This window comes from Bradyrhizobium sp. ORS 86 (assembly GCF_045571475.1).
Lineage (GTDB): Bacteria > Pseudomonadota > Alphaproteobacteria > Rhizobiales > Xanthobacteraceae > Bradyrhizobium.
Genome location: NZ_CP120699.1, coordinates 6080635 through 6107311 on the forward strand (window position 1 = coordinate 6080635; position 26677 = coordinate 6107311).

The following is a 26677-nucleotide window of genomic DNA, read 5'->3' on the forward strand; positions in this document are numbered from 1 at the left end:
GGTCAGCCTCCGCGCATCACATCGGCGAGCCGCGGCCAGGACGGCAAGTCGTCGGCCCGGTGCGCCGGCGCCGCGGTTCGCTCGGCCGCGCGCAGCTTCGCGGACCGTGCGCGCGGATTGGCCGCAACCTCGGCGTCATCGGGCCCGACCGGACGCTTGGTCAGGATCTTGAAGCTCGGCGGTGATTGCGCGACTTCGGGCATATGCCGCGATCCGGCGCTGACCTTGCCGCGATCGGCCAGGAAATTCTTTACGATGCGGTCTTCCAGCGAATGGAAGGAGACCACGACCAGTCGGCCGCCGGGCTTCAGCACGCACTCGGCCGCCGCGAGTGCCTGATGCAGCTCGTCGAGCTCTTCATTGACGAAGATGCGCAGCGCCTGGAATGTTCGGGTCGCGGGGTGGATCTCGTTCGGCTTGGCGCGGACGACCTTGGCGACGATGGCGGCGAGCGCCTCGGTCGTCACGATCGGCGCCTCCTTGCGCGCGGCGACGATGGCGCGCGCGACACCACGGGAATGACGCTCCTCGCCGAAGATGTAGATGATGTCGGCGAGCTCGCGCTCGGAGGCCTTCGCCACCACGTCGGCGGCGGTCGGGCCGCTGTGGCCCATCCGCATGTCGAGCGGGCCGCTGCCGCGAAACGAGAAACCGCGCTCGGCCTGATCGAGTTGCATCGAGGAGACGCCGACATCCATCACGACGCCGTCGACCGCATCCAGTCCCTGCGCGGCGCAGACCTCGGCAAGATGGGAGAAGCGATCCTCGACCAGCGTCAGCCGGCCGCCGGAGCGATCGACCAGATCGAAGCCGCCCAGGATCGCGGTGCGGTCGCGGTCGATGCCGATCACCCGCGTGTCGGCAACATCGAGAATCGCGCGGCTGTAGCCGCCGGCGCCGAAGGTGGCATCGACATAGATGCCGCCAGCGCGCGGCGCGAGATAATCGACCGCCTCGCGGCCGAGCACGGAAATGTGACGGGAGGCATGGGCGCTCATGCGCGGCCCCCAGGCGGGGCTGCGGCGATGATTGGGAATATGGATGCGCGCCGACTCATTGCGCCTCGAATCCTCGCGCCTTGGCAGGCCATTCCGATCAAAGAGCCGGTGCAAGATGCGCGCATCGGTTCCCATTGTCGGCCGCAAATCCTGATGTCCGACCGGAACTCGCTGGGCTTCCATGGGATTTCGCGCAAAAGCGGACCTTGGCCGTCCCCAAAGACCGGTTCGGCTCTTCACCTCTCAGTAACGGCATTTAGCGTTAAGAAACGGTTGATGATGCGTTAGCGGACAAGCCAGCCTTTTATCCGCTTTCGACGGATGCCCTCGACAAACATCCCTGGCAAAATCCCTCCATGGAACCGGCTGGACGATTGCGCCGGCCCGCAGGGTAAAGGAATAGTAAACGCCTGTTGCTTTATACATATGTCAAATGTCGTTCTCCTGCCGGGTTTGAGTGATTCGATGGCTTCTGGTTCGTCCACGTCTGCAAACGCTGATTCGAAGCGTCAACGGGCCCTTCCCGTTCCGAAGGCTGTTGCCGATCTGACGACGTTCACGCCCGATTCCTCGATCGCGTCCGACGTGATTCCGTCGATGAACTTTGGCGAGCGCGCCAACAACCGTCAGCCCGACATGATCGTGTTGCACTACACCGGCATGCCCGACGTCGAGGGCGCGATCACGCAGCTCTGCACGCCCGGCACCGAGGTCTCGGCGCACTACATCGTGCTCGAGGACGGCCGCATCGTGCAATGCGTGCCGGAGAGCAAGCGCGCCTGGCACGCCGGCGTGTCGTTCTGGGCCGGCGAGGACGACATCAATTCCTGTTCGATCGGTGTCGAGATCGTCAACCGCGGCCATGATTGGGGCTATCCGGACTTTCCGTTGCGCCAGATCGCGGCGGTGATCGCGCTGTGCCGCGGCATCATGCTGCGCCGCAAGGTGCCGTCGCATCGCGTGCTCGGCCACTCTGATGTCGCGCCGGCACGCAAGAAGGATCCCGGCGAGAAATTCCCGTGGCACTCGCTGGCCAATTCCGGCGTCGGCCACTGGGTTCAGCCGGCGCCGATCGTGCGCGGCGACGCGCTGATGCTGGGTGCGATCAGCGACGACGTCGCCAAGATGCAGGCGGCGTTCGCGCGCTATGGCTACAACATCCCGACCCACGGCAAATATGACGGCGCGACCATGGAAGCGGTCACCGCCTTCCAGCGCCACTTCCGCCCCGAACGCATCGACGGCACTGCCGATCGGTCGACCATGGCGACGCTGCATGCGCTGCTCGCGAGCCTGCCGGAGGACGCAACGGCGGCGACAGACGCGAGATAGCCAATCCACGTCGCCCAATCATTTTCAGGCTGGATGAGCGTCCGCGAACGGGAACTTTTCAGCACCGCGCCGATTTTTTGTTGGGGCGGTATGAGTGGAGACTCGTTCATGATCAAAGCACTTATCGCAGGCGCTGTCGCCATCGGCCTCGTCGGCGCTCCAGCAGCCGCAGGCGCCATGACAACACAGCACAAGACCCAGAAAACCCATCACATGAAGAAGATGACACCGGGCACCACGACCGGCATGTCGAGTGGAACATCGACACAAAGGTCGGGTGGAACGGCGAACCAAAAAATGAACAGTGGTGAAAAGAATAAGCAGCAAGGCTACTGAGCCCACCGAACGTCGCACGGCACTCGTTGATTGTTGATGCATGGAGATGAGGTGACGTCACCTCATCTCCGCGATGCGCCGTGCATAAAGCCGACGCAGCGGTTCCAGTTGTGTCGCGGCAGTTGCCACGAGATAGGCCGCGCGCGCATCCTCGTTTCGGCCGAGGCGGCGCAAGAGGTCGGCGCGCACCGCGGGAAGCAACTCGTACCCTTTCAGGCCGCCGCGCGCCTCAAGCGCATCGATCAGGTCAAGCGCACGCGCCGGACCGTCGACCATCGACACCGCGGCGGCGTGGTTGAGTTCGATCACCGGCGACGGACTGATCCGCAACAGCACCTGATAGAGGCCTGCGATCTGCGGCCAGTCGGTGTCCTTGTAGTTGGGCGCCCGTGCATGCAGTGCGGCGATGGCGGCCTGTACCGCATAGGACTTCGGCCGGCCCGGCAGCCGCAGCGCCTGCTCGACCAGCATCAAGCCTTCGGCGATTTGCTTGAAGTCCCACAGCGCGCGATCCTGATCCTCGAGCAGCACGATATCGCCGCCCGCGGTCTGGCGGCTGGCGCGGCGCGCATCGTGCAGCAGCACGAGCGCGAGCAATCCCTTGATCTCGCCACGGGCCGGCATCAGCGCGTCGAGCAACCGCGCCAGCCGGATCGCCTCCCGCGCGAGGTCCGGCCGCATCAGGTCCTCGCCTGCGGTAGCGGCATAGCCTTCGGTGAAGACGAGATAGATCACCGCGAGCACGCCGTTGAGCCGCGGCTCGAGCGCCTCGCGCTCTGGCACCTCGTAAGGAATGCCGGCGAGCCTGATCTTCTGCTTGGCGCGCAACAATCGCTGCGCCATCGCGTCTTCACTGACAAGGAACGCACGCGCGACCTGCGCCGTGGTCAACCCGCACACCGTGCGCAGCGTCAGCGCGACCTGGACCTCCTCGGCGAAGGCCGGATGGCAGCAGGTGAAGATCAGTCGCAGCATGTCGTCGTCGAGCGTGGCATCGGTCGGCTCGGCCGACGGCTCCGCATCGGTCTGCAGTTGATGCGTCAGTTCCTGCTGCTTGCCGCGAAACGTGGCCGCGCGGCGCACGCGGTCGATCGCCTTGTTGCGGCCGACGTTGACGAGCCAGGCGCGCGGATTGGACGGCAGCTCGTCGATCGGCCAACGCTCGAGCGCCACCGCGAAGGCATCCTGCAGGGAGTCCTCGGCAAGATCGAAATCGCCGACGAGGCGGATCAGCGTGGCCAGCGCCCGCCCCGCCTCGTCGCGAAAGATTTTTTCGATCTGACCTGGAGTCATTTGATCCAACATCGTCATTCCGGGGCGCATCAAAGATGCCAACTCGGAATGACAGTGCGCCATCAATTATCGTAGATCATCACCGGCCTGACCTCGATCGAGCCGGTCTTGGCGCCGGGAATCCGCGCGGCAAGGCCGAGCGCGGTGTCGAGATCCTTGGCGTCGACCAGATAGTAGCCGGCGAGTTGCTCGCGGGTTTCCGCGAACGGACCATCGGTGGTCAGGATCTTGCCGTCGCGAACCCGCACCGTGGTCGCGGTGGTCGTGGGCTGCAGGCCGTCGCCAGCCTTGAAATGACCGCTCTGGATGATGGACTGGGTGTAGGCGGCGTACTCCGCCGAGACTTTCTTGCGCTCGTCCGGGTTCGTGTGTTCCAAGTCCGCTTCGTTCCGATAGATCAACAGCAGGTACTGCATCTGAAATCTCCTCTTGTTCGGCTGGATCGCCGACATCCAGTCGAACGGGCGACGCGCGGGACGACATCGTAGCGGAGAAATTTTTAGTGCGGCGCGGAAACGTAACTGGCCGCAGCACCGGCGGGCAATTCAGACCGGCTTCATGGGTTGGCTTTGGCTTGCTCGGCCTGCGCCAGCCGCCGTCTCAGCTCCTTGAGCTCCTCGAAACGTTTGGTCACGTCGCGCATGACGGCTGCCGCGCCGGCGACCTGCTGCCCGGCGTCATGCAGCATCACGATGGTGAACTCGACCGAGATCCGCCGGCCATCCTTGGTCAGAGCCGGCACCGAAAGCAGGTCGCCGTGCCCGTAACGGCTGGTTCCCGTCTCCATGACGTGGCGATAGCCGGCCCAATGGCGGGCGCGCAGGCTTTCGGGAATAATAAGATCGAGCGATTGACCGACCGCCTCTGCGGCCGAGAAGCCGAAGATTCTGACCGCGCCCGGATTCCAGAAGGTGATGCGGCCTTCGCGATCGATCGCAACGACCGCGTCGGACGCACCGCCGAGCACAGCTTCCCCCACGGCAGTCGCAATATTCATCACTCATCTCCCGATTCCGATCTGATCTGGACCCGGAAACGGGAGCTGACAAGCGCGAATGACACGATGCAGCCGCATCCGGTCAGGTTCCCGTGTTATCGCCTGTCCGCAGCGCTGAAATCGCAGAAGCGACTGGATTAACCGTCGCAACCGCTTGACGCGGCGCATCAAAACCCCCATGCCATGGAGCGTCAGTCGGCCGGACGGCCGCTCCCGCAAGTGCCGAAAGGCCGCGGGAGAGGAAAGTCCGGGCTCCATCGACATGCGGTGCCGGATAACGTCCGGCGGGGGCGACCCCAGGGAAAGTGCCACAGAGAACGAACCGCTCCCTCCTCGGAGGAAGTAAGGGTGAAAAGGTGCGGTAAGAGCGCACCGCGTTGCCGGCAACGGCGACGGCATGGCAAACCCCACCGGGAGCAAGACCGAATAGGGACAGCAACGCGGTCAGTTCGCGACATCGCGATAACACCGCAGGGCGATGTCAGGCCCGCTGTTCGGGTAGGTTGCTCGAGGCATGGTGCAAACCTTGTCCCAGAGGAATGGCCGTCACGTACCATTCGCAAGACTGGTGCCCTACAGAACCCGGCTTACAGGCCGGCTGATACTCTGCAAATGAGGGGCTCGGCGCAATACGCCGGGCCCCTCGCCATTTTCAGCGGTGGTTAGATTTGTGCGCCTGCCCGGTGCAGGGTTTGCCGCTTATCATCAGCCACTCCAGACATCCCGCATACCTAGAGCATTTTCGGTTCTGATTGAATCAGAACCGAAACTCTTGTTTTGACGCGTTTTCTTCACGCGAACCGGTATCCACTTCGCTCGAAAACGCTCCAGCCGCTGATGCTTGCCGTTCGTAGGGAAACTTGGCGGCTCCGTGCTAACCTTCCGATGTCATGGGACCCCATTTCGGGAGGATCACCGATGGACCTGCGCAAGATCATCGAGGCTGCGCGCGAAATCAGCGACCAGACCGGCGTCGTCACGTCCGATCAGCTCAACAACCTGTGCCCAAAACAGCTCTCGCTTGAAGAGGTTCAGGCTCTTCTCAAGGCGCTGAGAGAAGAAGGGATTCAACTCGCGGACAAGGAAGACTGACGAACAGGCTCCGGACCTGACGAGGATCGCCTCCAGCGCGCCACGGCTTCAGAACGACCCGAATGCCGTTCCCATTGCGATCACCCCGGCAAGGGCGATCACGGAACTCACGATGCCGACCATGACAATGTCGACATAACTGTCGCGGTGCGTGAGGCCGCAGATCGCGAGCAGGCTGACGACCGCACCGTTGTGAGGCAGAATGTCGAGCGTCCCCGAGCCGATCACCGCGACGCGATGCAGAAGGCCGGGATCGATACCCGCCTGCGCGGCAAGCTCCATGTAGGTTCCGCCCAACGCATCGAGCGCGATGGTCAAACCGCCGGAGGCCGACCCTGTCAGCGCCGCCAGCAGATTCGTCGCGACGGCAAGCGACACCAGCGGGCCACCTTCGATCTGCAGCACCCAGTCCCGAACCATTTCGAAGGCAGGAAGCGAGGCGATCACAGCGCCAAACCCGACCAGGCTCGCGACACTGAGGGCCGGCAGCGCCGATGCGTTGGCGCCGGCATCCATGGTCTGCCGCAACGCCGGCAGTCGCGTCCAATTGCAGAGGATGACCGCCACGATCGCCGCCGCCAACGCGACGATGACCGACCAGACACCGGCAACGGCAGTGAGCGACGTGCCTCCCCAGCGCTGCTCCGCCAGGAATGAGACATCAAGCCGGGGCAGCACGACGAGCGACATCACCAGGTTGACGGCGACGACCACGACCAAAGGAAGCATGGCGTTGAGGGTGGGGACCTTGGCATCGCTGTGGTGTCCGTGGCGCAACTCCGCCGGGTCGAATTCGCGCGCCGTCGTCGCCCGCTCGCGCACCAGCTCGTCGTCGGCGGCATCCTCGAGTGCAGATGACGGCTCCTTCCCGTAGCCCTCCCCTGCGCGACGCGCCAAGTTCTCCGCGCGCAGCAGCCACCACAGCCCCACGCCCAGCATGATGATCGACGCGATAACGCCGAGGCCTGGCGCAGCGAACGGTGTCGTGCCGAAGAAGGGCATCGGGATCGCATTCTGGATCGACGGCGTGCCCGGCAGCGCCGACATCGTGAATGTCGAGGTGCCGAGAATGACGGCCGCCGGCACAAGGCGGCGCGGGATGTCAGCCGCGCGAAACAGCGACTGGGCCATCGGGACGATGACGAAGAACGCCACGAACAGACTGACACCGCCATAGGTGACCAGGGCGCCCGCCAGCACAACCGCGAGCATGACCCGGCGCTCGCCCACGCTGCCGGTGATGAAGCTTGCGACCGCCGCAACGGCGCCGCTGTCGTCCATCAGCTTGCCGAACAACGCGCCGAGCAGGAAAATCGGAAAGAACTGCGCGAGAAACCCCGCCGCGCTGCCCATAAAGGTCTGGGTCCAGTTGGCGAGCAGCGGCTCGCCGCCGAACGCCGCGGCCACCAACGCGCAGAGCGGAGCCAGCAGCAGGACGCTCCAGCCGCGGAAGGCTAGACAGACCAGCAGCCCGAGCCCGACGAGGATGCCGAGAAGACCCATGGTCTCAGCACTCCGCCAGCAGGATATCCAGATCGGCCGTCGAGCGCTCGCCGAGATCGCCGCCGTGCCGGTCGAGGAACTCACCGGCCGCGCGCCGTCCTTCCTGGTGCAGCTTGGTCACGAAGGCCCATTCCGCATTGAGCTTGGACGACGAGCCGAACGTCGCAAGCATGTCGCTCTTGACGCGGTGTGTCCGCATCTGCGCCCAGCGCGCGCCCTCCCCGGTGCCGGGATCAGCGACCTGCCGCAGCAGCGCGATCATGCGCAGCTCCTTGGCCAGCGGCGAGTTGAACGAGATCTCGTTCAGACGGTTGAGAATGTCCGCAGCCGTGCGCGGCTCTTCCGACCGCTCGGTCGGGTTGATCTGCACCACCACGGTGTCGTGCGCGTCGGTCTCACGAACCAACGGCGTGATCGTCGGGTTGCCCGCGTAACCGCCATCCCAATAGGGTTCGCCCTCGATCTCGATCGCGCGGAACATGGTCGGCAGACAGGCCGACGCGAGCAGCACGTCCGCGGTGATCTCCGCGTTACGAAAGATTCGTCCACGGCCGGTCCGGACACGGGTGGCGGTCACGAACAGCTTGATCGGCGCGCGAGCGAGCCGTTCGAAATCGATGCTCTCGGCCAGAATCGTGCGCAGCGGATTGAAGCCGAGCGGATTGAGGTCGTAAGGCGAGAGCACCCGCGACATCAAATCGGTGAAGAGATAGGCCGGAGAGCTGTCGAGCGACCATCGCCCCAGGAAGCGATCGAGCGGCGAGCGTTGCAGAGGGCTGAATGCGGCGGCGCGCGAGACGTTTCGCCAGTATTTCTCAAGCGCCTCGCGAGCGCCGGTCGCACCGCCGGCGGTCCAGCCGTCCACCAGCACCACGGCATTCATCGCCCCGGCCGATGTTCCGGAGATTCCCGCAATCTGAAACCACGGCTCCTCAAGCAGCCGGTCGAGCACGCCCCATGTGAATGCGCCGTGCGATCCTCCGCCCTGCAGCGCCAGGTCTACGAGCACGGGGCTTCGGTTCATACGACCACATTCACCGGCTGACCACGCGAGATGCCGATTATGTCGCAGTTCGGTTGAACATGCGAGGCCAAGTTGTGGTCATTCGGGGTTTCGCTCAGAGGGCACACCCGTCGGCATCGGTCTTTGCCGACAGGTCAACGTTTCCGAAAATGCGACATGTGACGTGTGATGCGCGCCGACCGGCTCCTACGCCGGCCGCGCCGCGATCTCCATCAACAGCGTCATCAGTGCCTCGGGCGCCGTGACGTTCGGCGAGTGGCTGGCGTCGATCTCGAAATAGCGCCATCCGGCTTCGCCCTTCGTGCGCTTCGCAAACTGGCCGAACGTGTCGGCCGGCGTGGCGCGGGTGGCGTAGATGTAGCTGCGCGGCAGTGCCGGCTCGCCGTGCTGCAACTTGAGCCTTTGCTCGAAGCATTTGAGCGGCATGTCGATGCGGCGCGCGGTCAGCCATTCGACGTCGGCGGGCGAGGTATCCGGCGGCGTCGGCATCGGCGGGATGCGCCAGCCGTCGCCGTTGCGCGCCGCCTCCCGCATCTTCTCGATCGCGACCTCGTTGAGGTCGAACAGCGATTGTCCGTCGCGCGGCACGAAGGCATCGAGATAGATCAGTTGCGCAACGCGCTCACGCGCGCGATCGGCGACGCCGGTCGCGACCATACCGCCATAGGAGTGGCCGAGCAGCACGATGTCGCGGAGGTCCTCATATTTGATGACCGCAAGCACGTCCTGGATGTGGGCTTCGAGGTCGATCGACGGATTGGCGAGATGCGCCCGCTCGCCGAGGCCGGTGTAGCTCGGCGTGATGAGCCGATGCCCGGCGGCCTGCATCAAGGGATGCATCTTCTTCCATGCCCACCCCGCCGACCAGGCGCCGTGACAGACCAGAAAGGTTTTGGATGAACTCGTTATCATGGGCCCCGCTTCCAGTTTCGATTATCGTTGAAGAGCTGCGATTTCGAATAGTAGCTGCTGCTTCCCTCGTGTAAACGTCGCCGCAAAGCACGGCCGTCATTCCGGGGTGCATCGAAGATGCGACCCTCAGATGCGCGGTGGCGCACCGGGAGATTCAGGGTTCGATGCTTCGCATCGCCCCGGAATGACGATAGAAAGGCAATGATGACCGCGGCGAGCTACGCGATCCTGTTCTCCGGCGCGCTGGCCGGGGGTTTCGTATCCGGCCTCGCCGGCTTCGGCACCGCGCTGATGGCGCTCGGCATCTGGCTCTACGTTCTGCCGCCGACGCTGGCGGTGCCGCTGGTGCTGATCTGCTCGGTGATCGCACAGGTCTCGACGCTGCCCTCGATCTGGAAGACGATCGATTTCCGCCTGATCTGGCCTTTCATCATCGGCGGACTCGCCGGCGTGCCAATCGGCATCCTGCTGATCGCGCATGCCGACCCGATCGTGTTCAAGCGAACCATCGGCGTGTTCCTCGTGGTGTTTCCGGTGGTGCTTTATTTTCAGAAGACGCCGATGGCGATCCGCTTCGGCGGCAAATGGGCCGACACGGCGATCGGCTTTGCCGGCGGCATCCTCGGCGGTCTCGCCGGCCTGTCGGGCCCGCTTCCGATCCTGTGGGCGAGCCTTCGCGGCTGGGGCAAGGCGGAGCGGCGCGGCGTCTTCCAGACGTTCAATTTCACGATCCTTGCGACCGCGCTGTGCGTGCAGATCGCAAGCGGCCTGGTCAGGGGCGAGATCGTCTGGCTGGTGCTGTGCGCCTTTCCCGGCACGCTGCTCGGCGCCTGGCTCGGCGCGCGCGTCTATCACGCGATGACCGATCGCAACTTTTCCGACATCGTGCTGGGCCTGCTCGTGCTCTCCGGCATCGGATTGCTGTGGAGCGGATTTGCGGCGCGATAGCGCGCGTGGCAGTTGAGGGTGCGCGGCTGGCGGGACTTTCACCCACGAGCCGCGCCACTCCTCACTCCGCTGCGTCGATCCGGCCGAACTCCGTGACCTGGCGCTCGAACAGGCCGCGATAGATGCCGCCCGGTCGCGCAGTCAGCGTCTTGTGCGTGCCCTGCTCGACGATCTCGCCGCGATCGAACACCAGGATCCGGTCCATGCTGCGCACCGTCGACAGCCGGTGCGCGATCACGATCGAGGTCCGGCCCTTCATCAGCCGCTCCATTGCCTCCTGGATCAGCGCCTCCGATTCCGAATCGAGGCTCGAGGTCGCCTCGTCCAGGATCAGCACCGGTGCATCCGCCAGGAAGGCACGCGCCAGCGCCACGCGCTGCCGCTCGCCGCCCGACAGCTTGACGCCGCGCTCGCCCACCAGCGTGCCGTAGCCTTTCGGCAGCCGCATGATGAAGTCGTGCGCATTGGCCAGCCGCGCCGCCTGCTCGATCGCCGCCATGCCGGCGCCGGGCCGGCCATAGGCGATGTTCTCCGCCAGCGTACGGTGGAACAGGATCGGCTCCTGCTGCACGATCGCGATTTGGCTGCGCAGCGACTGCTGCGTCGCTTGCGCGATGTCCTGACCGTCGATCAGGATCCGGCCGCCGGAGACATCGTAGAGCCGCTGCACCAGCTTGACGAAGGTGGTCTTGCCGGAGCCCGAGCGTCCGACCAGGCCGACGCGTTCGCCGGCGCGGATGTCGACCGACAGCCCGTCATAGAGCGGCCGGCGATGCCCGCCATAAAGGAACGTGACGTCGTCGAACACGATGCGGCCACCCTGGATGTCGATCGCTCGCGCATCGGCCGCGTCGACAATGCCGAGCGGCTCGCCATGGATCTGCACCAGCTCCTCCATGTCGTTCACCGAACGCTGCAGGTTGTTGATGTGCATGCCGACATCCCGCAAGTAGGCGTGGATGATGTAGTAGCTGGTCAGCACATAGGTGACGTCGCCCGGTGTGGCGTGGCCCGCCGCCCACAACAGGATCGCTCCGCCGATCACCGATGCGCGGAAGCACAACAGCACCACGAGCTGCGCCGTTGACGTATGGTTGTAGCGAAACCAGGTCCGCCGCACCCGTCTGCGCCAGCGGCTGATGACGCCGGCGAGACGCAGATTCTCGCGCGTCTCGGCGCCGAACGATTTCACCACCGCGTTGCAGGTCAAGGCATCCGCCAGCGTGCCGCCGACCTTGGTGTCCCACGCGTTGGAGACGCGCGCGGCGGGCGCGACATAGCTGACCTGGAACGCCATCGTCATCGCGACATAAATCACAGAGCCGACCGCGATCACCGCGCCGAGCTGTGGCCAGTGCATGCCGAGCAGGATCATCGAGCCGACCAGCACCACCAGCGACGGCAACAGCGCCATCAGGATGGTGTCGTTCAACAGATCGAGCGCCCACATGCCGCGCGTGATCTTGCGCACGGTGGAGCCGGCGAACGAGTTGGCATGCCAATCGGTCGAGAAGCGCTGCACGCGCATGAAGGCCTGTTGCCCGACGTCGGACATCGTCTTCAGCGTGAACGGCACGATCCCCTGGATGCCCACGAGCCGCAGCATCACCGACAGCGCGCCGAGAGCGACGATCGCACCGAACGCGATCATCGCAGCATGGCGCGCGGCCGGATCGGAGGCGCCCGCGGTCAGCGCATCGACCAGATGGCCGGAATAGACCGGCATGAACAGGTCGGCCGCGGTCGCGCCGAGGAATCCCGCCGTGACGACGGAGGCGCGCCATGGCTGTTCCAGCCAGTGGCGGAAGACGAACGGAAGCACGATCCGGATCGCGGCCGGTCGTTTGGTCTTTTCATTGATCATGGCACATTCCGGCCACGCTTTTGCCGCGCCGGCCGGCTCCATCTGGCGCGACGCGCGCACGGAATCGAAACGCGAGCGTCGCTGATAACAATCGGTAACGTATTGGGATGTTTAGGCGATCGGGGATCAGGCCGATCAGAGCTGGGAGCTAACGCGCAAGCGCATCCAGCATCGTCGAACGCGGGCGCGCGATCTGCGAAATAAACGACTTCATGCGCATCTCCCCGGTTCGAGTAAGGAAGAGCTGCTTATAAATGCATCACGCATGATTTGCAAGATGACAAGAGCGTGAGTGCGTCAATGTGTCGGCGATGCGCTCGCTTCGCCCGCAGACGCCGCGCGTCAATGCGCGTCGGTGCCGCCCGCGGCCATCGACGGCGGCTTGTTCACGAGCAGCACCAGCAGGCTGAGGCCGACATAGAACAGCGACAGCATGAAGAAGGCGTCGCCATAGCCCATCACCGCGGCCTGGCGATGCACGATCTGCGAGAGCTGCTTCATCGCCATCAGCGCCGCATCGCCCGCGCCTTGCATCCGCTGGCTCAGCATGTTCAGCGTCTCGACCGCGGTGGCGTTGCCCCAAGTCACGCGGTCGTGCAGCCGCGAGATGTGCAAATCGGTGCGGTCGTTGAGCACCTCGTTGATGATGGCGAGCCCGACCGCGCCGCCGAGATTGCGCATCAGGTTGAACAGGCCGGAGGCGTTCTTGACGCGGTCCGGCGGCAGCGTGGCGAGCGCGATGTTGTTGGTCGGCACCATCGCGCACATCATGCCGATGCCGCGCAGGATCTGCGGCAGCAACAGCTCGTAGAAATCGTAGTCGCGCGTGATCCAGGTCATCTGCCAGGAGCCGAGCGCGAAGGTGACAAGGCCGAAGGCGATGATGTAGCGCAGGTCGACCTTCTGCATCAGCCGCCCGACCACCGGCGCCATGAAGAACATCGTCACGCCGGAGACGAACATGGTCTCGCCGATCATCAGCGCGCTGTAGCCGCGGATCTCGGCGAGATAGCGCGGATAGACGTAAGTGAGGCCATAGAGCCCGATGCCGATGCAGAACTGCAGCACGCAGCCGACCGCGAAGTTGCGGTTGGCAAAGGCGTAGAGGTCGACGATCGGCTCCTCGGCGGTCAAGACCCGCCAGAAGAAGGCGATTGCCGAGACGAAGCAGACCGCGGCGCAGACCGCCACCGAGGTGTCCTGCAGCCACTCATATTGCGGACCTTCCTCCAGCACATATTCGAGCGAGCCGAGGAAGCCGCCCATGAAGATCAGGCCCCACCAGTCGAAGCGGTCGAGCAGCGCGAAGTTCGGCTGGTCGAAATCGATCAGCGCCAGCACGCCGATGGTGATGACGATGCCTGGCACGATGTTGATGAAGAACAGCCAGTGCCACGACATCAGGTCGGTGATGTAGCCGCCGACCGTCGGCCCGACCGTCGGTGCCAGCGTCGCGACAAGGCCGATGATCGGCGCCACGATGTAGAACTTGGTGCGCGGGAAGATCGTGTAAGCGGAGGCGAATACGGTCGGGATCATGCCGGCGCCGAGGAAGCCCTGCAGCGCGCGCCACAGGATCATCTGCTCGATCGAGGAGGCGAAGCCGCACAGCAGACTCGCGACGGTGAAGCCGAACGCCGAGATCGCGAACAACAGCCGCGTGCCGAGCGCGCGCGACAGGAAGCCGGATAGCGGGATCGCGATCACCTCCGCGATCAGATAGGCGGTCTGCACCCACGACACTTCGGTCGAAGACGCCGACAGACCGGCCTGGATCTCGGTCAGCGAGGCCGAAACGACCTGGATGTCCAGGATCGACATGAACATCCCGAACACCATGATGATGAACGCAAACAGCCGCTTCGGCTGGATGCGATCGGCCGCCGGCGCTGCGGCCGTCATCGATGGAGAAGCAGTGGTCGCGTTGGCCATTGGTCAGCTCACGCCCCAGCAAGCCACGAACGCAGTCCACCTCTCCCGCTTGCGGGGGAGGTCGTATCGCATCGCAGATGCGATACGGGCGGGGGCTCTCTCCGCACTATGACTGTTCCGACTCGCGGCGACACCCCCACCCCAGCCCTCCCCCGCAAGCGGGAGAGGGAGTGCGGCTGCTCGGGGCGAAAGCGAATCTGACGTCATTGCAGTGGAGCCTCACTGCGGATGGATCATCGTCGGCGAGTCGAGGTCGGCATCAGCAGCGCCGTCATGGGTGTCGACGGTGGTGTAGACCGACATGCCGGCCCGCAGCAGGCCCTGCCGGGCGACGCTGTTCGGCACGCGGATGCGGACCGGCAGGCGCTGCACGATCTTGGTGAAATTGCCGGTAGCGTTGTCGGGCGGCAGCAACGTGAACACTGAGCCTGCCGCCGGCGAGATGCTGTCGACGATGCCGGTGAACTTGCGGAAGCCGTAGGCGTCCACCTTGATCGTGACCCGCTGGCCGGGACGGATGCGCTTGAGCTGTGTCTCTTTATAATTGGCGTCGATGAAGACGCCGTCGAGCGGCACCACATTGCCGAGCCGCTGGCCGACCGTGATGTAGTCGCCGGTATTGACGAGGCGATTGGAGAAGGTGCCGTCGACCGGCGCCCGCACTGACGTGAAGTCGAGATCGCGCTCGGCCTTGGCGAGCTGGGTCTGCAATTCAGCGAGTTGGGCGCGCGCTTCCGCCTGCTGCGCCTTGGTCACCTCGACGTTATCCTTGGCCGCATCATAGGCCGCCTGCGCCGATCGCACCGCAGCCGCACCCTGGTCGCGGCCGGCTTCGGAGACTTCGAAGGTGGCGCGCGAAGCAAAGCCCTTGTTGCTCAGCGCCTGCTGACGATCGAAATCGAGGTCGGCACGTTTCAACCCGGCTTGCGCCGACACGAGCTGCGCCTCGGCCTGCTCGACCGCGCTCACCGCGGACGCGACCTGGCGGCCGATGCGCTCAATCGTCGCCTGCTGGGTCGCAATCTTTGTCCGCGCGGCATCGACCGCGATCCGGTAGTCGCCATCGTCGATCCGGAAGATCACATCGCCGGCCCGCACCCGCGCATTGTCGCCGGGCAGGATCGCGGCGATATGGCCGGCAACGCGCGCGCCGAGCATGGTGTTGTTGGCGCGGACATAGGCGTCGTCGGTCGAGACGTAGAAGCGTCCAACCATCAAATGGTAGGTCGCGTAGCCCGCAGCCGCGAGCGCGAGCGCGCCGACCACGCCGAACATCACGAATTTGCGCTTGCCGGGCTTCGCCGGTGCGCTGGCTGCGGGCGGCGCGGCCGGCTGCTCCGGAGCAGATGCGGGCGGCGCCTCGGCCGGGCGGCGCCTGGCTTCATCTGCCACGTGCGACCGAGACTGCTCGCCGGGATTGGCGGCGACCTCGCGCGTATCCGGCGCCTCGTTCCCCTCCGGCTCGGCGCGAACGATGCGCGCGGCCTGATCTCTCGCTGCGGCCATAATTGGCCTCCCCACAAAAAAATCCCGATGCCCGCGGCGCCCGCAATTCAGCCCCGCACCGGTCATCGCGCGTCAAAAGGTACCATTGACCGAACGGTTCGGTCAATCTATCTTCCGAGAGGTGAAATTATAATGCTTCGAATCCTGCCCTGCGTTTTTGGGTTGAGTTCTCTCCGAAGAAGCCAAACCAATGGTTGCATCGTCCCCAAAGTCCCTCCATGTCGTCAGCGAGGAGGACTCATCGAAGCGCCGCCAGATCCTGGACGGCGCCCGCAAGGTCTTCATGGATCTCGGGTTTGACGGCGCCAGCATGGGTGAGATCGCCCGCGCCGCCGGAGTCTCCAAGGGCACGCTCTACGTCTATTTTCCCGACAAGGCCGGGCTGTTTGCGGCGATCGTCGAGGAGGAGAAACTCGAGCAGGGCAAGACCGTCTTCAATTTCGATCCCGCACGCAGCGTCGACGTCACCCTCCCCGAATTCGGCCGCGCCTATGTCGGGGTGCTGTGCCGGCCCGGCGGCGGCTCGGCGATCCGCACGGTGATGGCGATCGCCGAGCGGATGCCTGAGCTCGGCAGCCGGTTCTACACCCATGTGATCGCCCACACGGTCGACCGCTTCGCCGCCTATCTCGAGGCCCGCGCCGCGCTCGGCGAGCTTGCGATCGACAATTATCAACTCGCGGCCTGGCAGTTCATGCAGATGTGCCAGGCGACGCTGTTCCAGGCGTTCATCTTCCAGGCCAAGCCCTCCCCCTCGCCCGAGCAGATCGCGACCGTGGTCGACAGCGCCACGCGCGTGTTCTTTGCCGCGTATCGGCGGAAGCCGGGGTAACGGATCGCTCTCCAGGAAGCCGGGTCGCACAAGTCCCTCCGACAACAGTGAAGCCGTTGCGCGGGAATGCTGGAGTTGGTCGCATTGTGCCTCACTGTCGCAGTTGCACCACAAGCATCGTCGCCTAACTCCGCCGTCATACCCCGCGCATGCGGGTATCCAGTACGCTGCGCCCTCTCGTATCAATCACGACTGCCCCTGGAATACTGGATCGCCCGCCTTCGCGGGCGATGACAGTGCTGAAAGATATGACCGCGCGCTCTCGCGACGTGAAGCGAGCCTTGTATCTTCTTGCTTCAAGACGCATCCGGATCGGAATGACGCGGCGAGCCTGGCGCGCTACGCTGGGTCGACCGACACTAGGTGATCATTCGCGATGAACGACCTCACCATCAGACAGATGCGGCCCGACGAGATTGCGCTCGCGGTGGACTGGGCCGCGGCCGAGGGTTGGAATCCCGGCCTTTCCGATGCCGCGTGCTTTGCCGCCGAAGACCCGGAGGGATTTTTCATCGGCGAGCTCGACGGGCGCCCAGCCGCGGTGATCTCCTGCGTCAATTACGGCGCGCAGTTTGCTTTTCTCGGCTTCTACATCGTGCGTCCCGACTTGCGCGGCAGGGGTTACGGCCTGAAGATTTGGAACGCGGCGATCGCGCACGCGCGTCGGCGCGTGATCGGGCTCGATGGCGTGGTGGCGCAGCAGGCGAATTACCGGAAGTCCGGCTTTGAACTCGCTTACGCCAATGTGCGCTACGGCGGTGTGGTGACCGCACCGCATGCGCCGAACGACATCATCGCGCTGACCGATGTGCCGGCCGCGACGATCGAGGCCGACGATGCCACGGTGTTTCCGGCGCCGCGCCCGGCCTTCCTGCACGCCTGGATCAACACGCCCGGGCATGTCGGGCGCGCGCTGCTGCGCGACGGCAAACTCACCGGCTGGGGCGTGATCCGTCCGTGCCGGACTGGTCACAAGATCGGTCCGCTCGTCGCCGATGACCGCGCGAGCGCCGAAGCCGTCCTGTCGGCATTGCTGGCGAGCGATAGCCGCGGCGACATCTTCCTCGACGTTCCCGCCGTCAACCGCGACGCCGTCGCATTGGCGCAAGGCCTCGGGCTTTCACCCGTGTTCGAGACCGCGCGGATGTACACCGGCGCGATCCCGACATTGCAGATGCATCGCGCGTTCGGCGTCACGACGTTCGAGCTCGGCTAGCGCACAAGTCCAAACGCCGCGAAACTGCCGGCCTACTCCGCCGCCGCGTTGACCGCGGGCGGCGCAACGTTGTCCTGTCCGATCTCCTCGGGCAGCCCGGCGAAGCGGCGCAGCGCCTGGGCCATCTTCACGCGGCCGCTGACGCCGGTGATGATGACGTCGACCATCGTGAACGAGGAGTGGAATTGGCCGTGCGCCTTGAGCTGCTCGACCGGCACGCCGGCCTTTGCCATCGCTTCGGCATAGGCGATGCCCTCGTCGCGCAACGGATCGAACTCGCAGGTCACGACGAAAGCCGGCGGCAGGCCTTCGAGCTTGCCGCGCAGCGGCGCGACGCGCGGATCGGTGCGATCGGCCGGAGAGCAGTACAAATCCCAGAACCAGTACATCAACCCGCGGGTCAGGAAGTAGCCGGTCGCATTCTCGACATAGGACGGGCGGTCGAAGGTGGAGTCGGTGACCGGGCAGATCAGCAGTTGGCCCGCAATCTCCGGCCCGCCGCGATCGCGCGCGAGCTGGCAGGTGACGGCCGCGATGTTGCCGCCGGCGCTCCAGCCGGCAACCAGCACCGGGCCGGCCCTGCCGCCGAGCTCGGCCGTGTGCGCGGCAATCCAGCGCGTCGCGGCATAGCCGTCCTCCGCCGCCGCCGGGAAGCGATGCTCGGGCGCGTGGCGATAGCCGACGCTGACGACGACCATGCCGGTGCGCCGGCACAAGTCGCGGCAGAACGGATCGTCCGATTGCTCGTCGCCGAGCACCCAGCCGCCGCCGTGGAAATAGACCACGATCGAATGCGGCCCCGGCGTCGCCGGACGGTACAGCTTGTACGGCAGCGGCCCCTCGGCGCCCTGCAACATGCCGGTGCCGACCTCGCCGACCGGCCGTCCGGCGGGACGACCCTTGTTGAACTCATTGAGGAAGAAGCGCGCACCCGCCGCACCCATCGTCTCGATCGGCGGCAGGTTCATCTCGCCGAGCAGGTTCAGCACCAGCCGGACATCGGGCTGCAGCCGCACCACCTCGCCGTCATTGCATTGCGCAGCAACGCCTGGGCCGGTGAGCTTGAAACCGAGCATGCCGCGGCTGACGACCTCGTTGCAGATGCTGCGGTAGGGGCCGACGCCGCCGGTATAGGGCATCACGCCCAGCGGCTTGCCGGGCACGTTGGCGCCCGTGTACCAAGTGTTGGCAAGCCGATGCAGCGTCAGCATCGCGCAGTCGGCCATGTGGCGCTGCCAGCCTGATTGCGCCGCCTCGGTCGCCTCCATCGTGGTGAAGCCGGCATCGCGCAGTTGCGCCAGTCGATCGACCACCCAGTCGACATGCTGCTCGATCGACACCGCCATGTTCGACAGCACCGACGGGCTGCCGGGGCCGGTGATCATGAAGAGATTGGGGAAGCCCGCGACCGTCAGTCCGAGATAGGTCTGCGGCCCGTGCGCCCAGACCGCGGACAGCGACTTGCCGCCGCGCCCCGAGATCGGATGCACCGCCATGATCGCGCCGGTCATCGCGTCGAAGCCGGTGGCGAACACGATGACGTCGACATCGAAGCTGCGCTTGTCGGTGGTGATGCCGTCGGCCGTGATCGCCTTGATCGGCTCCTGCCGCAAATTCACCAGCGTCACGTTCGGGCGGTTGTAGGTCGCGTAGTAGTTGGTATCGAGGCAGGGACGCTTGGCGCCGAACGGATGGTCGTGCGGGGTCAGCGCCGCGGCCGTCTCCGGATCCTTGACGACATTGCGGATCTTCTCGCGGATCAGATCGGCGACCAGCGTATTGCCGTCGACATCGACGCCCTGGTCGGCCCAGAGCTGCGTGAGGATGTGGACGAGGTCGCCCGCCGCCCACGCCTTCTCGAAGCGCTCGCGGCGTTCGGCGTCGCTCAATTGCCAGCTCACCACGGTCTGCTGCGGATAGGGCACGCCGGCCATCGACAGGCGCGCCTGCTCGCGATAGGCGGCGCGATCAGTCTCGAAATAGCTCTTGCGATCCTCGGGCGATGGACCATTGCCCGCGGGCAGCGCAAAGTTCGGCGTGCGCTGAAACACCGTGAGCTCCGCCGCCTGCTCTGCGATCAGCGGGATCGACTGGATGCCCGACGATCCCGTACCGATGACGGCGACGCGCTTGCCCTTGAGATCGACGCCCTGATGCGGCCAGCGGCCGGTGAAATAGATCTCGCCCTTGAAATCCTTGACGCCGTCGATCTCCGGAGGCTTCGGCGACGACAGGCAGCCGGTCGCCATGATGTAGTAGCGGCACGAGACTGGCGCGCCGTTGTCGGTCGCAAGCTGCCAGCGCTCGCTCGCGTCATCCCATGTCGCCTGCGTGACCTTGATGCCGAAGCGGATGTCGCGGCGGAGATCGTAGCGGTCGGCAACGAAGCCGAGATAGCGCAGGATTTCCGGCTGCGTCGCGTATTTCTCCGACCAGGTCCACGCGGTGTCGAGATCGGGATCGAAGGTGTAGCTGTAGTCGATGGTCTGGATGTCGCAACGCGCGCCAGGATAGCGGTTCCAGTACCAGGTGCCGCCGACGTCGCCGCCCTCTTCCAGTGCAACCACCGAGAAGCCCGCCTTGCGCAGCCGATGCAACAGATAAAGACCGGCGAAGCCGGCACCGACGACCGCGACGTCCACTTGCTGCGACGTTGCGCTGCTGCTCGATTGCGAAGCACGTGCCGCGACTGCTGCATCTGGCATGCCATTCCTCCCGTGCGTTATGTTTGCCGGAAGGCTAGACCCCCGCTTTCAGTTTGTCATCACGACAAATGCAATCGCAGGTCACCACAGTTGTGGCGCGTCCGGTTTGGAACGCGCCCCGCAGCGTGTAGACGCAAGTGGTGAGCAGGCAGGCTGCAGCAAGGCTACGAGGACGACGGCGCAAATGCGCGACCTTGACGAAGGCACACGGAAAGAGTCGGGCCGTCGCCCTTCGAGACGGCCGCGTTGCGGCCTCCTCAGGGTGACGGTGACAGAGTCGAGCACGTTTCTTTTATTTGATTGCGTTTGAAGCACTGCTGTCAGTTCCGTCACACAGAGGAGCGCGCAGCGCGTCTCGAAGGGCGACGGCCCGCCTGCAACCGCGATGCATCCTTCGAGACACGCGCAAGGGAGCGCGCTCCTCCACCGACAACGACGAGCCATTGCGCGGGGATGACGGGTGTGCCAGTTGTACCCTACACCGACCGCATCAATCCGCCGTCGACGCGGATGTTCTGACCGGTGATGTAGCCCGCGCCTTCGGAGACAAGGAAGGAAATCGTCGCCGCAATCTCTTCCGCTCTGCCGTAGCGCTTCATCGGCACGCTCTGGCGGCGCTCGTCGGTTGCCGGCAGGCTGTCGATCCAGCCCGGCAGCACGTTGTTCATGCGCACATTGTCGGCGGCATAACTGTCCGTGAACAGCTTGGTGAAGGCGGCGAGCCCGGCGCGAAACACCGCCGAGGTCGGAAACATCGCACTCGGCTCGAATGCCCAGGCAGTGGAGATGTTGACGATCGCGCCCGACTTCTGCGCCTGCATGACCGGCGCGACGAGCCGCGTCGGACGGATCACGTTCATCAGATAGACGTCGAGGCCGGTGTGCCATTGCTCGTCGGTCAATTCCAGCACCGGCGCGCGCGGACCGTGGCCGGCGCTGTTGACCAGCGCGTCGATGCGGCCCCAGCGCGACATCACGCCGTCGACGGCGCGCTTCAGATCGTCGTTCGAGCGGTTCGAGCCGGTGAATCCGAGCCCGCCAAGCTCGTTCGCCAGCGCCTCGCCCTTGCCCGACGACGACAGGATCGCGACGCGGAAGCCATCGGCCGCCAGCCGCCGCGCGGCCGCCGCTCCCATGCCGCTGCCGCCCGCGGTGACGAGCGCGACTTTCCCTGCTGCCATGATGGATCTCCGTGATGATAAGCTGACGCAGCCCTTATCACATCAACGTGGCGCGCCATCGGCATTGCCGCGATCAGGCCTGTGGCGCCGTCTTGAGCAGCTTTGCAAGCGCCTCGACCAGTTGATCCGGTGAGAACGGCTTCTGCAGCAGGATGCTGTCTGGGACGCCCCTCGTCGGCCACTCGTCGCCTGAGCCGCCCGTGATGTAGATCACTGGAAAGGAGGGATCGATCTCGCGCGCGCCGCGCGCCACGCGCCAGCCGTCGAGCCGGCCGAGCAGCCGGATGTCGGTGACGAGCGCGCTGTATTTGGTGCGGAAGGCTTTGAGGAGCGTCAGCGCCTCCTCGCCGGAGCCCGCGATCGCCGGCTCGTAGCCGCCATCCCTCAGCGCATCCTCGACCAGCGACTGCAGATCGCGATCGTCTTCAATGACCAGAATAATCGGCGCGTCTTGCAAAGGTGTCCCCCAGAATCAGCCGGGCGTGCCCGACTCGGCGAGGATATGCAGTAGAAAGATGGCTACCGTTTGCACGGCAACGGGCAAAAACATGAGCGCCTGATGCGCTACTCGTCGACGAGGTCGTCTTCTTCGTTGCTCCCGGACCTGCTCCGGAAGGCTGCGGGCTTTCTGCCCGCGATCGATCCTGTGACATAAGGATCGCGCGCTGCATAGGGGCTACGGCCGCCGGCGCGTGCAGCAACCTCTTCGCCCGACCGGGCAGCCGGCTCGCAGATGACGCGACGGCTGGCGCGACGCATCAGGTCCACATGGATGTGGTCATAGTGATACACATTGGAGCCCGGCGCCAGCACGGTGGTGAACTGCTGGCAGGCGGCGGCCTGCACGTCGCGCAGGAAGCCCTGCTCCTCCGGCAGCCCCCTCCAGCCGTCCTTGACCGTGATGCGGCGGCCGTCGGCGAGCGTGAAGGCGGCAATATCGAGAGCGTTGCCAAAGGCATGCTCGGAAATATGGGCATGCGGATTGCCGTTCATGCCGCGGCAAGAATAGGCAGAAATCTGCTTGATCTCGACCACGCGCGCGCCAAACCAGCGCTGCGCCGCGGGCTGCACGGACTCGTTGAGCCAGCGCTCGAGCACCGAGACAATCGGGCATGCAAGCGTCGCCGCAGGCTTCACCGTGACCGGTCCAACCGCCGCGACCGGATTGCCACGCGAGGGACCGAGCCGAGGCAACGCTCCTGCGCCGGGCTGCTGGCCATACGGCGCCGGCGAGTAAGGTGCGGCCGCGCTGTCGCGCTGCGGATTGGCCGGCAGGCCCGGATAATAAGGCTTGTCGGCTCTCGCTTCGGGCGTCCCATCGGGCGGCAGATTGATCTCGTCCTGTTGCGGCGCGACGCCGGGCGCAGTCAGCGAGATCGGACCGTTCGGCTGAGCACCATAGTTCGGCTGGCCCACGGCCCGGTCGGAATAAGGGGCCTGCGCGCGCGGCGGGCTCGGCGGCGGCTGATTGATCGGCCAGCGCGGCTGGTTGCCGATCGGCGCCGGCGGCCGCAGATCGTCGTCGGCAAATCCGTAGGCGGAGCTGCCCTCCCCGAGCGCGGCGACCTTGAGCGGAAACTCGGCGCCGCAGACGCCCGGACCGGAGATCGGATCGATGCGGACGAGATCGGGACTTTCCTTGACCGCGCCGGACTTCAGACATGCGGCCTCCGCCTCGGCCCGCCACGGCTCGCGCTCGGCAGTCTGAAACAGACCGCGCCCACAACCAGCCAGCGAAACGAGGACAAGGGAGCCGACGAGATACAAACGAACTCCACGCGTCATGCGCGCAGGTTCGACGAATTTATTTAAAGACTCTTCAACGCGTTGATTTCATGTGTTCTTAACCATGCATTGGAACCCGCCGGCACTCGTTCGGCCGCGCAACAGAACTCCCCTTCCTTCCCGAAGATCAGCACCTTGCCGGGATGGACAGGAGAGCTGACTTTCATGGCAAGGAACCGATCGCCGGCTTTGGCGTTAGTGCGGGCCGTTGTGAACCGAGGGGAGCGTCCCGATGGACTCCGCGAGTCCTCTGCTGAGCACGCTGAGCATGATCGCCGCCTACGTCGCGCTGGCGTTCGTCTGCGCCATCGTCCTTGGCGTGTTCTGAACCCCCGGCCCGAGATTTCCCGACCCTGGATGTTTTCGCCTGGTGGCCGTCGCTGCCGGCGCTTCGCGTCAGCGATCCAGCCCGAACGGTTTCATCCGGATCAACCGTGACGCTATAGTCGCCCTGCGATCGATTTGATCGAATTCGCGAAAGGGCGGCTGCAATGGCGTTGACGGCTCTTGATCTAGGCCTTCGCGGTGCGGTGGTCGGGCTGTTCCTGGTGGTCTGCGCGGTGCTCTTGCTCCGCTACACGACGGTGCATCGCGCCGCGAGCCTCGGTGCCGCCATGGGCGTGGCCGGTGCGGCCTACGCGATCTCGACCGCGCCATTCTTTCCGACCTGGTCATTCGGCTGGAGTTCGCCCTTCGTCGCACTCGGCATGAGCTCTCCCGTCATCCTCTGGCTGTGGGCGCGGATGATTTTCGACGAGCGTTTTGCGTTGCGCGCCTGGCATGCGGCGATCTGGGTGCTGATGGCCGGGCTCGGCGTCGTGACCTATAACGGCTGGACCCTGTGGCCCGCCGTTGCAGCAAATTGCGGACGCCTGCTGGCGGCAGCATCGATCGCCTTCGCGCTGCTGGCGCTCGCCCAGACCGCGAGGGGTTGGCCGAAGGCCTTCACGACGGTGCGCGGCCGGCTGCTGGTCGCGCTGCTGATCGGCATCAGCACTCAGATATCGCTCAGCGCCGGCGCGGGGCTTGCCGGAATTCCGACCCGGTCGATCAGCCTGGCCGTCGCGTGCGGCCTTGGCGCGTCCGCGCTGCTATCGATCTGGATGATGCTGTTCGATCCTCCTGACGCGGAGCCGGCCGTTGCCGGCGCGGCTGTTGCGGGTGGCGAATCTCGCCGGACACCCGAGCCGCTCGTGCGCGCCGGCCCGTCCGCATTGGAGCGCGCCTCGCTCAACCGCCTCGAACACCTGATGACGGTGGAGCGGAGTTACCGGCAGGAGGGCCTGACCATCGGCCTGTTGGCAGCAAGGCTCGGGATGCCGGAATACCGGCTGCGAACCCTCATCAATGACGGGCTAGGCCACCGCAACTTCAACGCCTTCCTCAATCGCTACCGCCTCAACGAAGCCAAGGCGGCGCTGGCCGATCCCGGCCAGGCGGACGTACCGGTGCTGACGATCGCGCTGGATGCCGGCTTCCAGTCGCTCGCGCCGTTCAACCGCGCCTTCAAGGCCGACACCGGACTGACTCCGACCGAATTCCGCCGACGCGCGATTGCCGGGCAGAACGCTGCCGGCGAAGCGGAAATCGCTGTTCGAACTGAGTAATCGCTCCTCGATTTCAGAAATCGATAGGCCAGCGGCCGCCGGGTTTGGGCAATGTATCCCGGCCGCGCCGCCCGAGACGTCAAATGGCTATCGACCCGATCCACCAATTCAAGATCGAACCGCTCTTCACGATCGGTCACATCGGCAATCACGTCATCGCCTTTACCAACTCGTCGCTCTACATGTTCCTGACGGTGGCGCTGATCGCGGCCCTGATGATCGGGGGCGTGGCAGGGCAACGGCTGGTCCCCGGGCGATTGCAGTCGGTCGCCGAACTCTCCTACGAGTTCGTCGCTCGCATGATCCGCGACAATGCGGGCGCGGAGGGCATGACGTTTTTCCCGTTGGTCTTTTCGCTGTTCTTGTTCATCTGCGTTTCGAACCTCGTCGGCATCGTCCCCTATACGTTCACGATTTCAAGCCACGTCATCGTCACGGCAGCACTCGCGCTTTTGGTTTGGTCCACGGTGTTGATCTATGGCCTGTACAGGAACGGCCTGAAATTCTTCATGATATTCGTGCCGTCGGGTATTCCGGTCTATATCTTGCCGGTGGTCGTATTGATTGAAGTCCTTTCGTTCTTCTTTGTGAAGCCGGTCTCACACAGTCTCCGCCTGTTCGCCAACATGATCGCCGGTCACATCGCGTTGAAGGTGTTCGCCGGCTTTGTCGCGATGCTCGGCGTCTCGCTCGGCGCCCTCGGGTGGATCGGCGGTGTGCTCCCGTTAGCGCTCACTGTCGCGCTCACCGCCCTCGAACTGCTCGTCGCATTCCTGCAAGCCTATGTCTTCGCGATGCTCGCCTGCATCTATCTCAGAGATGCTATCCATCCGGGCCATTGACGGATTGAAATCGTTCGATCGTAAGCACAGGTCCAAAAACAATGAAGCATTTTCTCACTGCGGCCAAGCTGCTGCTGCTCGATCTCGCGTCGACCGTGGTCTTTCTCATCATCTTTCTGCTGACGCACAACACCGCGCTTTCGGTCGGCCTCGGCATCGCGTTCGGCGTCATGCAGATCGGGATCCAGCTCGTGCGTCGCAAGCCGATCGACACCATGGAGTGGTTGAGCCTGTTCCTGGTGGTCGCCGCCGGCACCGCGACGCTGCTCAGCGGTGATCCGCGCTTCGTGCTGTTCAAGCCGAGCGTGATCTACGCCATCGTCGGCATCGTGATGCTCAAGCCCGGCTGGCTGAACCGCTATCTGCCTGAGATCGCAAAAACCGTCGTGCCCGACGTGGCCGCGAAGGTTGGCCTCGCCTGGGCCGGCCTGATGTTCGTCTCCGCTGCCGTGAACGCGTTCGTCGCGCTCATCTGCAGCGTGGCGACATGGGCGATGGTGATGCCGATCTACGGCATCGTCAGCAAGGTCGTGGTTTTCCTTGGCGGATATGCCGCCCTGCGCATCATCACCAGGCGTCGCATCCGCGCCCTGCCGGCCGCCGAGCGTGACGCCCTGCTCGGCCTCGACGGGACGGCCGCGACAGCATCGCCCTGACGGCGCGCGATCCGTGCGAACGAATCGCGGATGCGGCGCCTGATCGCCGCCACGACAACAAGGCGCCGCCGTTCATTCGGCATTCAGCCGGACGCGGCTCAATTGCCGGTCCGTCC

General features: G+C 65.0%; 23 protein-coding genes and 1 other RNA gene. 10 read left to right on the forward strand and 14 right to left on the reverse strand.

What is annotated here, in order from left to right:
• Nucleotides 1-2: 2 nt before the first annotated feature.
• A complete protein-coding gene (rsmH, locus tag P6U25_RS28010) occupies nt 3-998 on the reverse strand; it encodes a 16S rRNA (cytosine(1402)-N(4))-methyltransferase RsmH (protein WP_407147984.1) in 996 nt (331 codons plus the stop codon).
• A 465-nt stretch (nt 999-1463) separates the two neighbouring features.
• Here rsmH and P6U25_RS28015 point away from each other — a divergent pair, with 465 nt between their 5' ends.
• Both P6U25_RS28015 and P6U25_RS28020 read left to right on the forward strand, forming a co-directional pair.
• Nucleotides 1464-2330: an N-acetylmuramoyl-L-alanine amidase gene (locus tag P6U25_RS28015; RefSeq protein ID WP_407147986.1), complete on the forward strand. Its 867-nt coding sequence runs from the start codon at nt 1464-1466 to the stop codon at nt 2328-2330.
• Between the two features lie 108 nt (nt 2331-2438).
• On the forward strand, nt 2439-2666 hold the full coding sequence (locus P6U25_RS28020; protein ID WP_407147987.1) for a hypothetical protein: 228 nt from the start codon (nt 2439-2441) through the stop codon (nt 2664-2666).
• A gap of 57 nt (nt 2667-2723) precedes the next feature.
• Here the strand turns inward: P6U25_RS28020 and P6U25_RS28025 are convergent, their stop codons facing one another.
• The 3 genes from P6U25_RS28025 to P6U25_RS28035 all read right to left on the reverse strand — a co-directional run bounded on the left by P6U25_RS28025 (nt 2724) and on the right by P6U25_RS28035 (nt 4956).
• Nucleotides 2724-3959 (reverse strand): RNA polymerase sigma factor, encoded by a 1236-nt coding sequence (locus tag P6U25_RS28025; RefSeq protein WP_407147988.1) that lies wholly within the window; start codon nt 3957-3959, stop codon nt 2724-2726.
• A 62-nt stretch (nt 3960-4021) separates the two neighbouring features.
• Nucleotides 4022-4375: a YciI family protein gene (locus P6U25_RS28030; protein ID WP_407147989.1), complete on the reverse strand. Its 354-nt coding sequence runs from the start codon at nt 4373-4375 to the stop codon at nt 4022-4024.
• Nucleotides 4376-4515: 140 nt separating this feature from the next.
• On the reverse strand, nt 4516-4956 hold the full coding sequence (locus P6U25_RS28035; protein ID WP_407147990.1) for a PAS domain S-box protein: 441 nt from the start codon (nt 4954-4956) through the stop codon (nt 4516-4518).
• A gap of 191 nt (nt 4957-5147) precedes the next feature.
• Here P6U25_RS28035 and rnpB point away from each other — a divergent pair.
• Nucleotides 5148-5562, forward strand: an RNA gene (rnpB, locus tag P6U25_RS28040) — RNase P RNA component class A.
• Between the two features lie 312 nt (nt 5563-5874).
• Entirely contained in the window at nt 5875-6048 is a 174-nt protein-coding gene (locus P6U25_RS28045; protein WP_407147991.1) for a hypothetical protein, read from the forward strand.
• A 48-nt stretch (nt 6049-6096) separates the two neighbouring features.
• On the opposite strand, the gene P6U25_RS28050 is transcribed toward P6U25_RS28045, so the two are convergent.
• The 3 genes from P6U25_RS28050 to P6U25_RS28060 form a co-directional block, all read right to left on the reverse strand.
• A complete protein-coding gene (locus P6U25_RS28050; RefSeq protein ID WP_407147992.1) occupies nt 6097-7551 on the reverse strand; it encodes a GntP family permease in 1455 nt (484 codons plus the stop codon).
• Nucleotides 7552-7555: 4 nt separating this feature from the next.
• Nucleotides 7556-8575: a patatin-like phospholipase family protein gene (locus P6U25_RS28055; protein ID WP_407147993.1), complete on the reverse strand. Its 1020-nt coding sequence runs from the start codon at nt 8573-8575 to the stop codon at nt 7556-7558.
• A 186-nt stretch (nt 8576-8761) separates the two neighbouring features.
• Entirely contained in the window at nt 8762-9487 is a 726-nt protein-coding gene (locus P6U25_RS28060) for an alpha/beta fold hydrolase (RefSeq protein ID WP_407147994.1), read from the reverse strand.
• Between the two features lie 204 nt (nt 9488-9691).
• On the opposite strand from P6U25_RS28060, the gene P6U25_RS28065 reads away from it, so the two are divergent.
• Nucleotides 9692-10435 carry a sulfite exporter TauE/SafE family protein gene (locus P6U25_RS28065; protein WP_407147995.1) on the forward strand — a complete coding sequence of 248 codons (744 nt, stop codon included), beginning with the start codon at nt 9692-9694 and terminating at the stop codon, nt 10433-10435.
• 61 nt (nt 10436-10496) lie between these two features.
• On the opposite strand, the gene P6U25_RS28070 is transcribed toward P6U25_RS28065, so the two are convergent.
• From P6U25_RS28070 to P6U25_RS28080, 3 genes are all read right to left on the reverse strand, one after another.
• The gene (locus tag P6U25_RS28070) at nt 10497-12299 is read right to left on the reverse strand and encodes an ABC transporter ATP-binding protein (protein WP_407147996.1); all 1803 of its coding nucleotides are present in this window, start codon (nt 12297-12299) and stop codon (nt 10497-10499) included.
• A gap of 342 nt (nt 12300-12641) precedes the next feature.
• The gene (locus tag P6U25_RS28075; RefSeq protein ID WP_407147997.1) at nt 12642-14231 is read right to left on the reverse strand and encodes a DHA2 family efflux MFS transporter permease subunit; all 1590 of its coding nucleotides are present in this window, start codon (nt 14229-14231) and stop codon (nt 12642-12644) included.
• A 219-nt stretch (nt 14232-14450) separates the two neighbouring features.
• Nucleotides 14451-15737: an HlyD family secretion protein gene (locus tag P6U25_RS28080; protein ID WP_407147998.1), complete on the reverse strand. Its 1287-nt coding sequence runs from the start codon at nt 15735-15737 to the stop codon at nt 14451-14453.
• A gap of 190 nt (nt 15738-15927) precedes the next feature.
• Here P6U25_RS28080 and P6U25_RS28085 point away from each other — a divergent pair, with 190 nt between their 5' ends.
• Together P6U25_RS28085 and P6U25_RS28090 are read left to right on the forward strand one after the other, a co-directional pair.
• Nucleotides 15928-16569: a TetR/AcrR family transcriptional regulator gene (locus P6U25_RS28085; RefSeq protein WP_407148000.1), complete on the forward strand. Its 642-nt coding sequence runs from the start codon at nt 15928-15930 to the stop codon at nt 16567-16569.
• 376 nt (nt 16570-16945) lie between these two features.
• The gene (locus P6U25_RS28090) at nt 16946-17785 is read left to right on the forward strand and encodes a GNAT family N-acetyltransferase (RefSeq protein WP_407148001.1); all 840 of its coding nucleotides are present in this window, start codon (nt 16946-16948) and stop codon (nt 17783-17785) included.
• A gap of 32 nt (nt 17786-17817) precedes the next feature.
• Here P6U25_RS28090 and P6U25_RS28095 read toward each other — a convergent pair whose 3' ends face one another.
• The 4 genes from P6U25_RS28095 to P6U25_RS28110 all read right to left on the reverse strand — a co-directional run bounded on the left by P6U25_RS28095 (nt 17818) and on the right by P6U25_RS28110 (nt 23456).
• Nucleotides 17818-20490 (reverse strand): flavin-containing monooxygenase, encoded by a 2673-nt coding sequence (locus P6U25_RS28095; protein WP_407148002.1) that lies wholly within the window; start codon nt 20488-20490, stop codon nt 17818-17820.
• A gap of 476 nt (nt 20491-20966) precedes the next feature.
• Nucleotides 20967-21671, reverse strand: coding sequence for an SDR family oxidoreductase (locus tag P6U25_RS28100; RefSeq protein WP_407148004.1), 705 nt, complete (start codon nt 21669-21671; stop codon nt 20967-20969).
• A gap of 73 nt (nt 21672-21744) precedes the next feature.
• Nucleotides 21745-22128: a response regulator gene (locus P6U25_RS28105; protein WP_407148005.1), complete on the reverse strand. Its 384-nt coding sequence runs from the start codon at nt 22126-22128 to the stop codon at nt 21745-21747.
• A gap of 107 nt (nt 22129-22235) precedes the next feature.
• On the reverse strand, nt 22236-23456 hold the full coding sequence (locus P6U25_RS28110) for an extensin family protein (RefSeq protein ID WP_407148006.1): 1221 nt from the start codon (nt 23454-23456) through the stop codon (nt 22236-22238).
• 491 nt (nt 23457-23947) lie between these two features.
• Here P6U25_RS28110 and P6U25_RS28115 point away from each other — a divergent pair, with 491 nt between their 5' ends.
• From P6U25_RS28115 to P6U25_RS28125, 3 genes are all read left to right on the forward strand, one after another.
• Entirely contained in the window at nt 23948-25063 is a 1116-nt protein-coding gene (locus tag P6U25_RS28115; RefSeq protein ID WP_407148008.1) for a helix-turn-helix domain-containing protein, read from the forward strand.
• Nucleotides 25064-25146: 83 nt separating this feature from the next.
• Complete coding sequence (locus P6U25_RS28120; protein ID WP_407148009.1) at nt 25147-25905, forward strand: F0F1 ATP synthase subunit A; 759 nt, start codon at nt 25147-25149, stop codon at nt 25903-25905.
• A gap of 41 nt (nt 25906-25946) precedes the next feature.
• Nucleotides 25947-26561, forward strand: coding sequence for an inner membrane-spanning protein YciB (locus P6U25_RS28125; RefSeq protein WP_407148010.1), 615 nt, complete (start codon nt 25947-25949; stop codon nt 26559-26561).
• Nucleotides 26562-26677: the final 116 nt, after the last annotated feature.

What these genes read in the sequence shown, in the direction of transcription:
- rsmH (WP_407147984.1), bottom strand. Translation starts at nt 998, where the DNA reads ATGAGCGCCCATGCCTCCCGTCACATTTCCGTGCTCGGCCGCGAGGCG.
- P6U25_RS28015 (WP_407147986.1), top strand. Translation starts at nt 1,464, where the DNA reads ATGGCTTCTGGTTCGTCCACGTCTGCAAACGCTGATTCGAAGCGTCAA.
- P6U25_RS28020 (WP_407147987.1), top strand. Translation starts at nt 2,439, where the DNA reads ATGATCAAAGCACTTATCGCAGGCGCTGTCGCCATCGGCCTCGTCGGC.
- P6U25_RS28025 (WP_407147988.1), bottom strand. Translation starts at nt 3,959, where the DNA reads ATGACTCCAGGTCAGATCGAAAAAATCTTTCGCGACGAGGCGGGGCGG.
- P6U25_RS28030 (WP_407147989.1), bottom strand. Translation starts at nt 4,375, where the DNA reads ATGCAGTACCTGCTGTTGATCTATCGGAACGAAGCGGACTTGGAACAC.
- P6U25_RS28035 (WP_407147990.1), bottom strand. Translation starts at nt 4,956, where the DNA reads ATGAATATTGCGACTGCCGTGGGGGAAGCTGTGCTCGGCGGTGCGTCC.
- P6U25_RS28045 (WP_407147991.1), top strand. Translation starts at nt 5,875, where the DNA reads ATGGACCTGCGCAAGATCATCGAGGCTGCGCGCGAAATCAGCGACCAG.
- P6U25_RS28050 (WP_407147992.1), bottom strand. Translation starts at nt 7,551, where the DNA reads ATGGGTCTTCTCGGCATCCTCGTCGGGCTCGGGCTGCTGGTCTGTCTA.
- P6U25_RS28055 (WP_407147993.1), bottom strand. Translation starts at nt 8,575, where the DNA reads ATGAACCGAAGCCCCGTGCTCGTAGACCTGGCGCTGCAGGGCGGAGGA.
- P6U25_RS28060 (WP_407147994.1), bottom strand. Translation starts at nt 9,487, where the DNA reads ATGATAACGAGTTCATCCAAAACCTTTCTGGTCTGTCACGGCGCCTGG.
- P6U25_RS28065 (WP_407147995.1), top strand. Translation starts at nt 9,692, where the DNA reads ATGACCGCGGCGAGCTACGCGATCCTGTTCTCCGGCGCGCTGGCCGGG.
- P6U25_RS28070 (WP_407147996.1), bottom strand. Translation starts at nt 12,299, where the DNA reads ATGATCAATGAAAAGACCAAACGACCGGCCGCGATCCGGATCGTGCTT.
- P6U25_RS28075 (WP_407147997.1), bottom strand. Translation starts at nt 14,231, where the DNA reads ATGGCCAACGCGACCACTGCTTCTCCATCGATGACGGCCGCAGCGCCG.
- P6U25_RS28080 (WP_407147998.1), bottom strand. Translation starts at nt 15,737, where the DNA reads ATGGCCGCAGCGAGAGATCAGGCCGCGCGCATCGTTCGCGCCGAGCCG.
- P6U25_RS28085 (WP_407148000.1), top strand. Translation starts at nt 15,928, where the DNA reads ATGGTTGCATCGTCCCCAAAGTCCCTCCATGTCGTCAGCGAGGAGGAC.
- P6U25_RS28090 (WP_407148001.1), top strand. Translation starts at nt 16,946, where the DNA reads ATGAACGACCTCACCATCAGACAGATGCGGCCCGACGAGATTGCGCTC.
- P6U25_RS28095 (WP_407148002.1), bottom strand. Translation starts at nt 20,490, where the DNA reads ATGCCAGATGCAGCAGTCGCGGCACGTGCTTCGCAATCGAGCAGCAGC.
- P6U25_RS28100 (WP_407148004.1), bottom strand. Translation starts at nt 21,671, where the DNA reads ATGGCAGCAGGGAAAGTCGCGCTCGTCACCGCGGGCGGCAGCGGCATG.
- P6U25_RS28110 (WP_407148006.1), bottom strand. Translation starts at nt 23,456, where the DNA reads ATGACGCGTGGAGTTCGTTTGTATCTCGTCGGCTCCCTTGTCCTCGTT.
- P6U25_RS28115 (WP_407148008.1), top strand. Translation starts at nt 23,948, where the DNA reads ATGGCGTTGACGGCTCTTGATCTAGGCCTTCGCGGTGCGGTGGTCGGG.
- P6U25_RS28120 (WP_407148009.1), top strand. Translation starts at nt 25,147, where the DNA reads ATGGCTATCGACCCGATCCACCAATTCAAGATCGAACCGCTCTTCACG.
- P6U25_RS28125 (WP_407148010.1), top strand. Translation starts at nt 25,947, where the DNA reads ATGAAGCATTTTCTCACTGCGGCCAAGCTGCTGCTGCTCGATCTCGCG.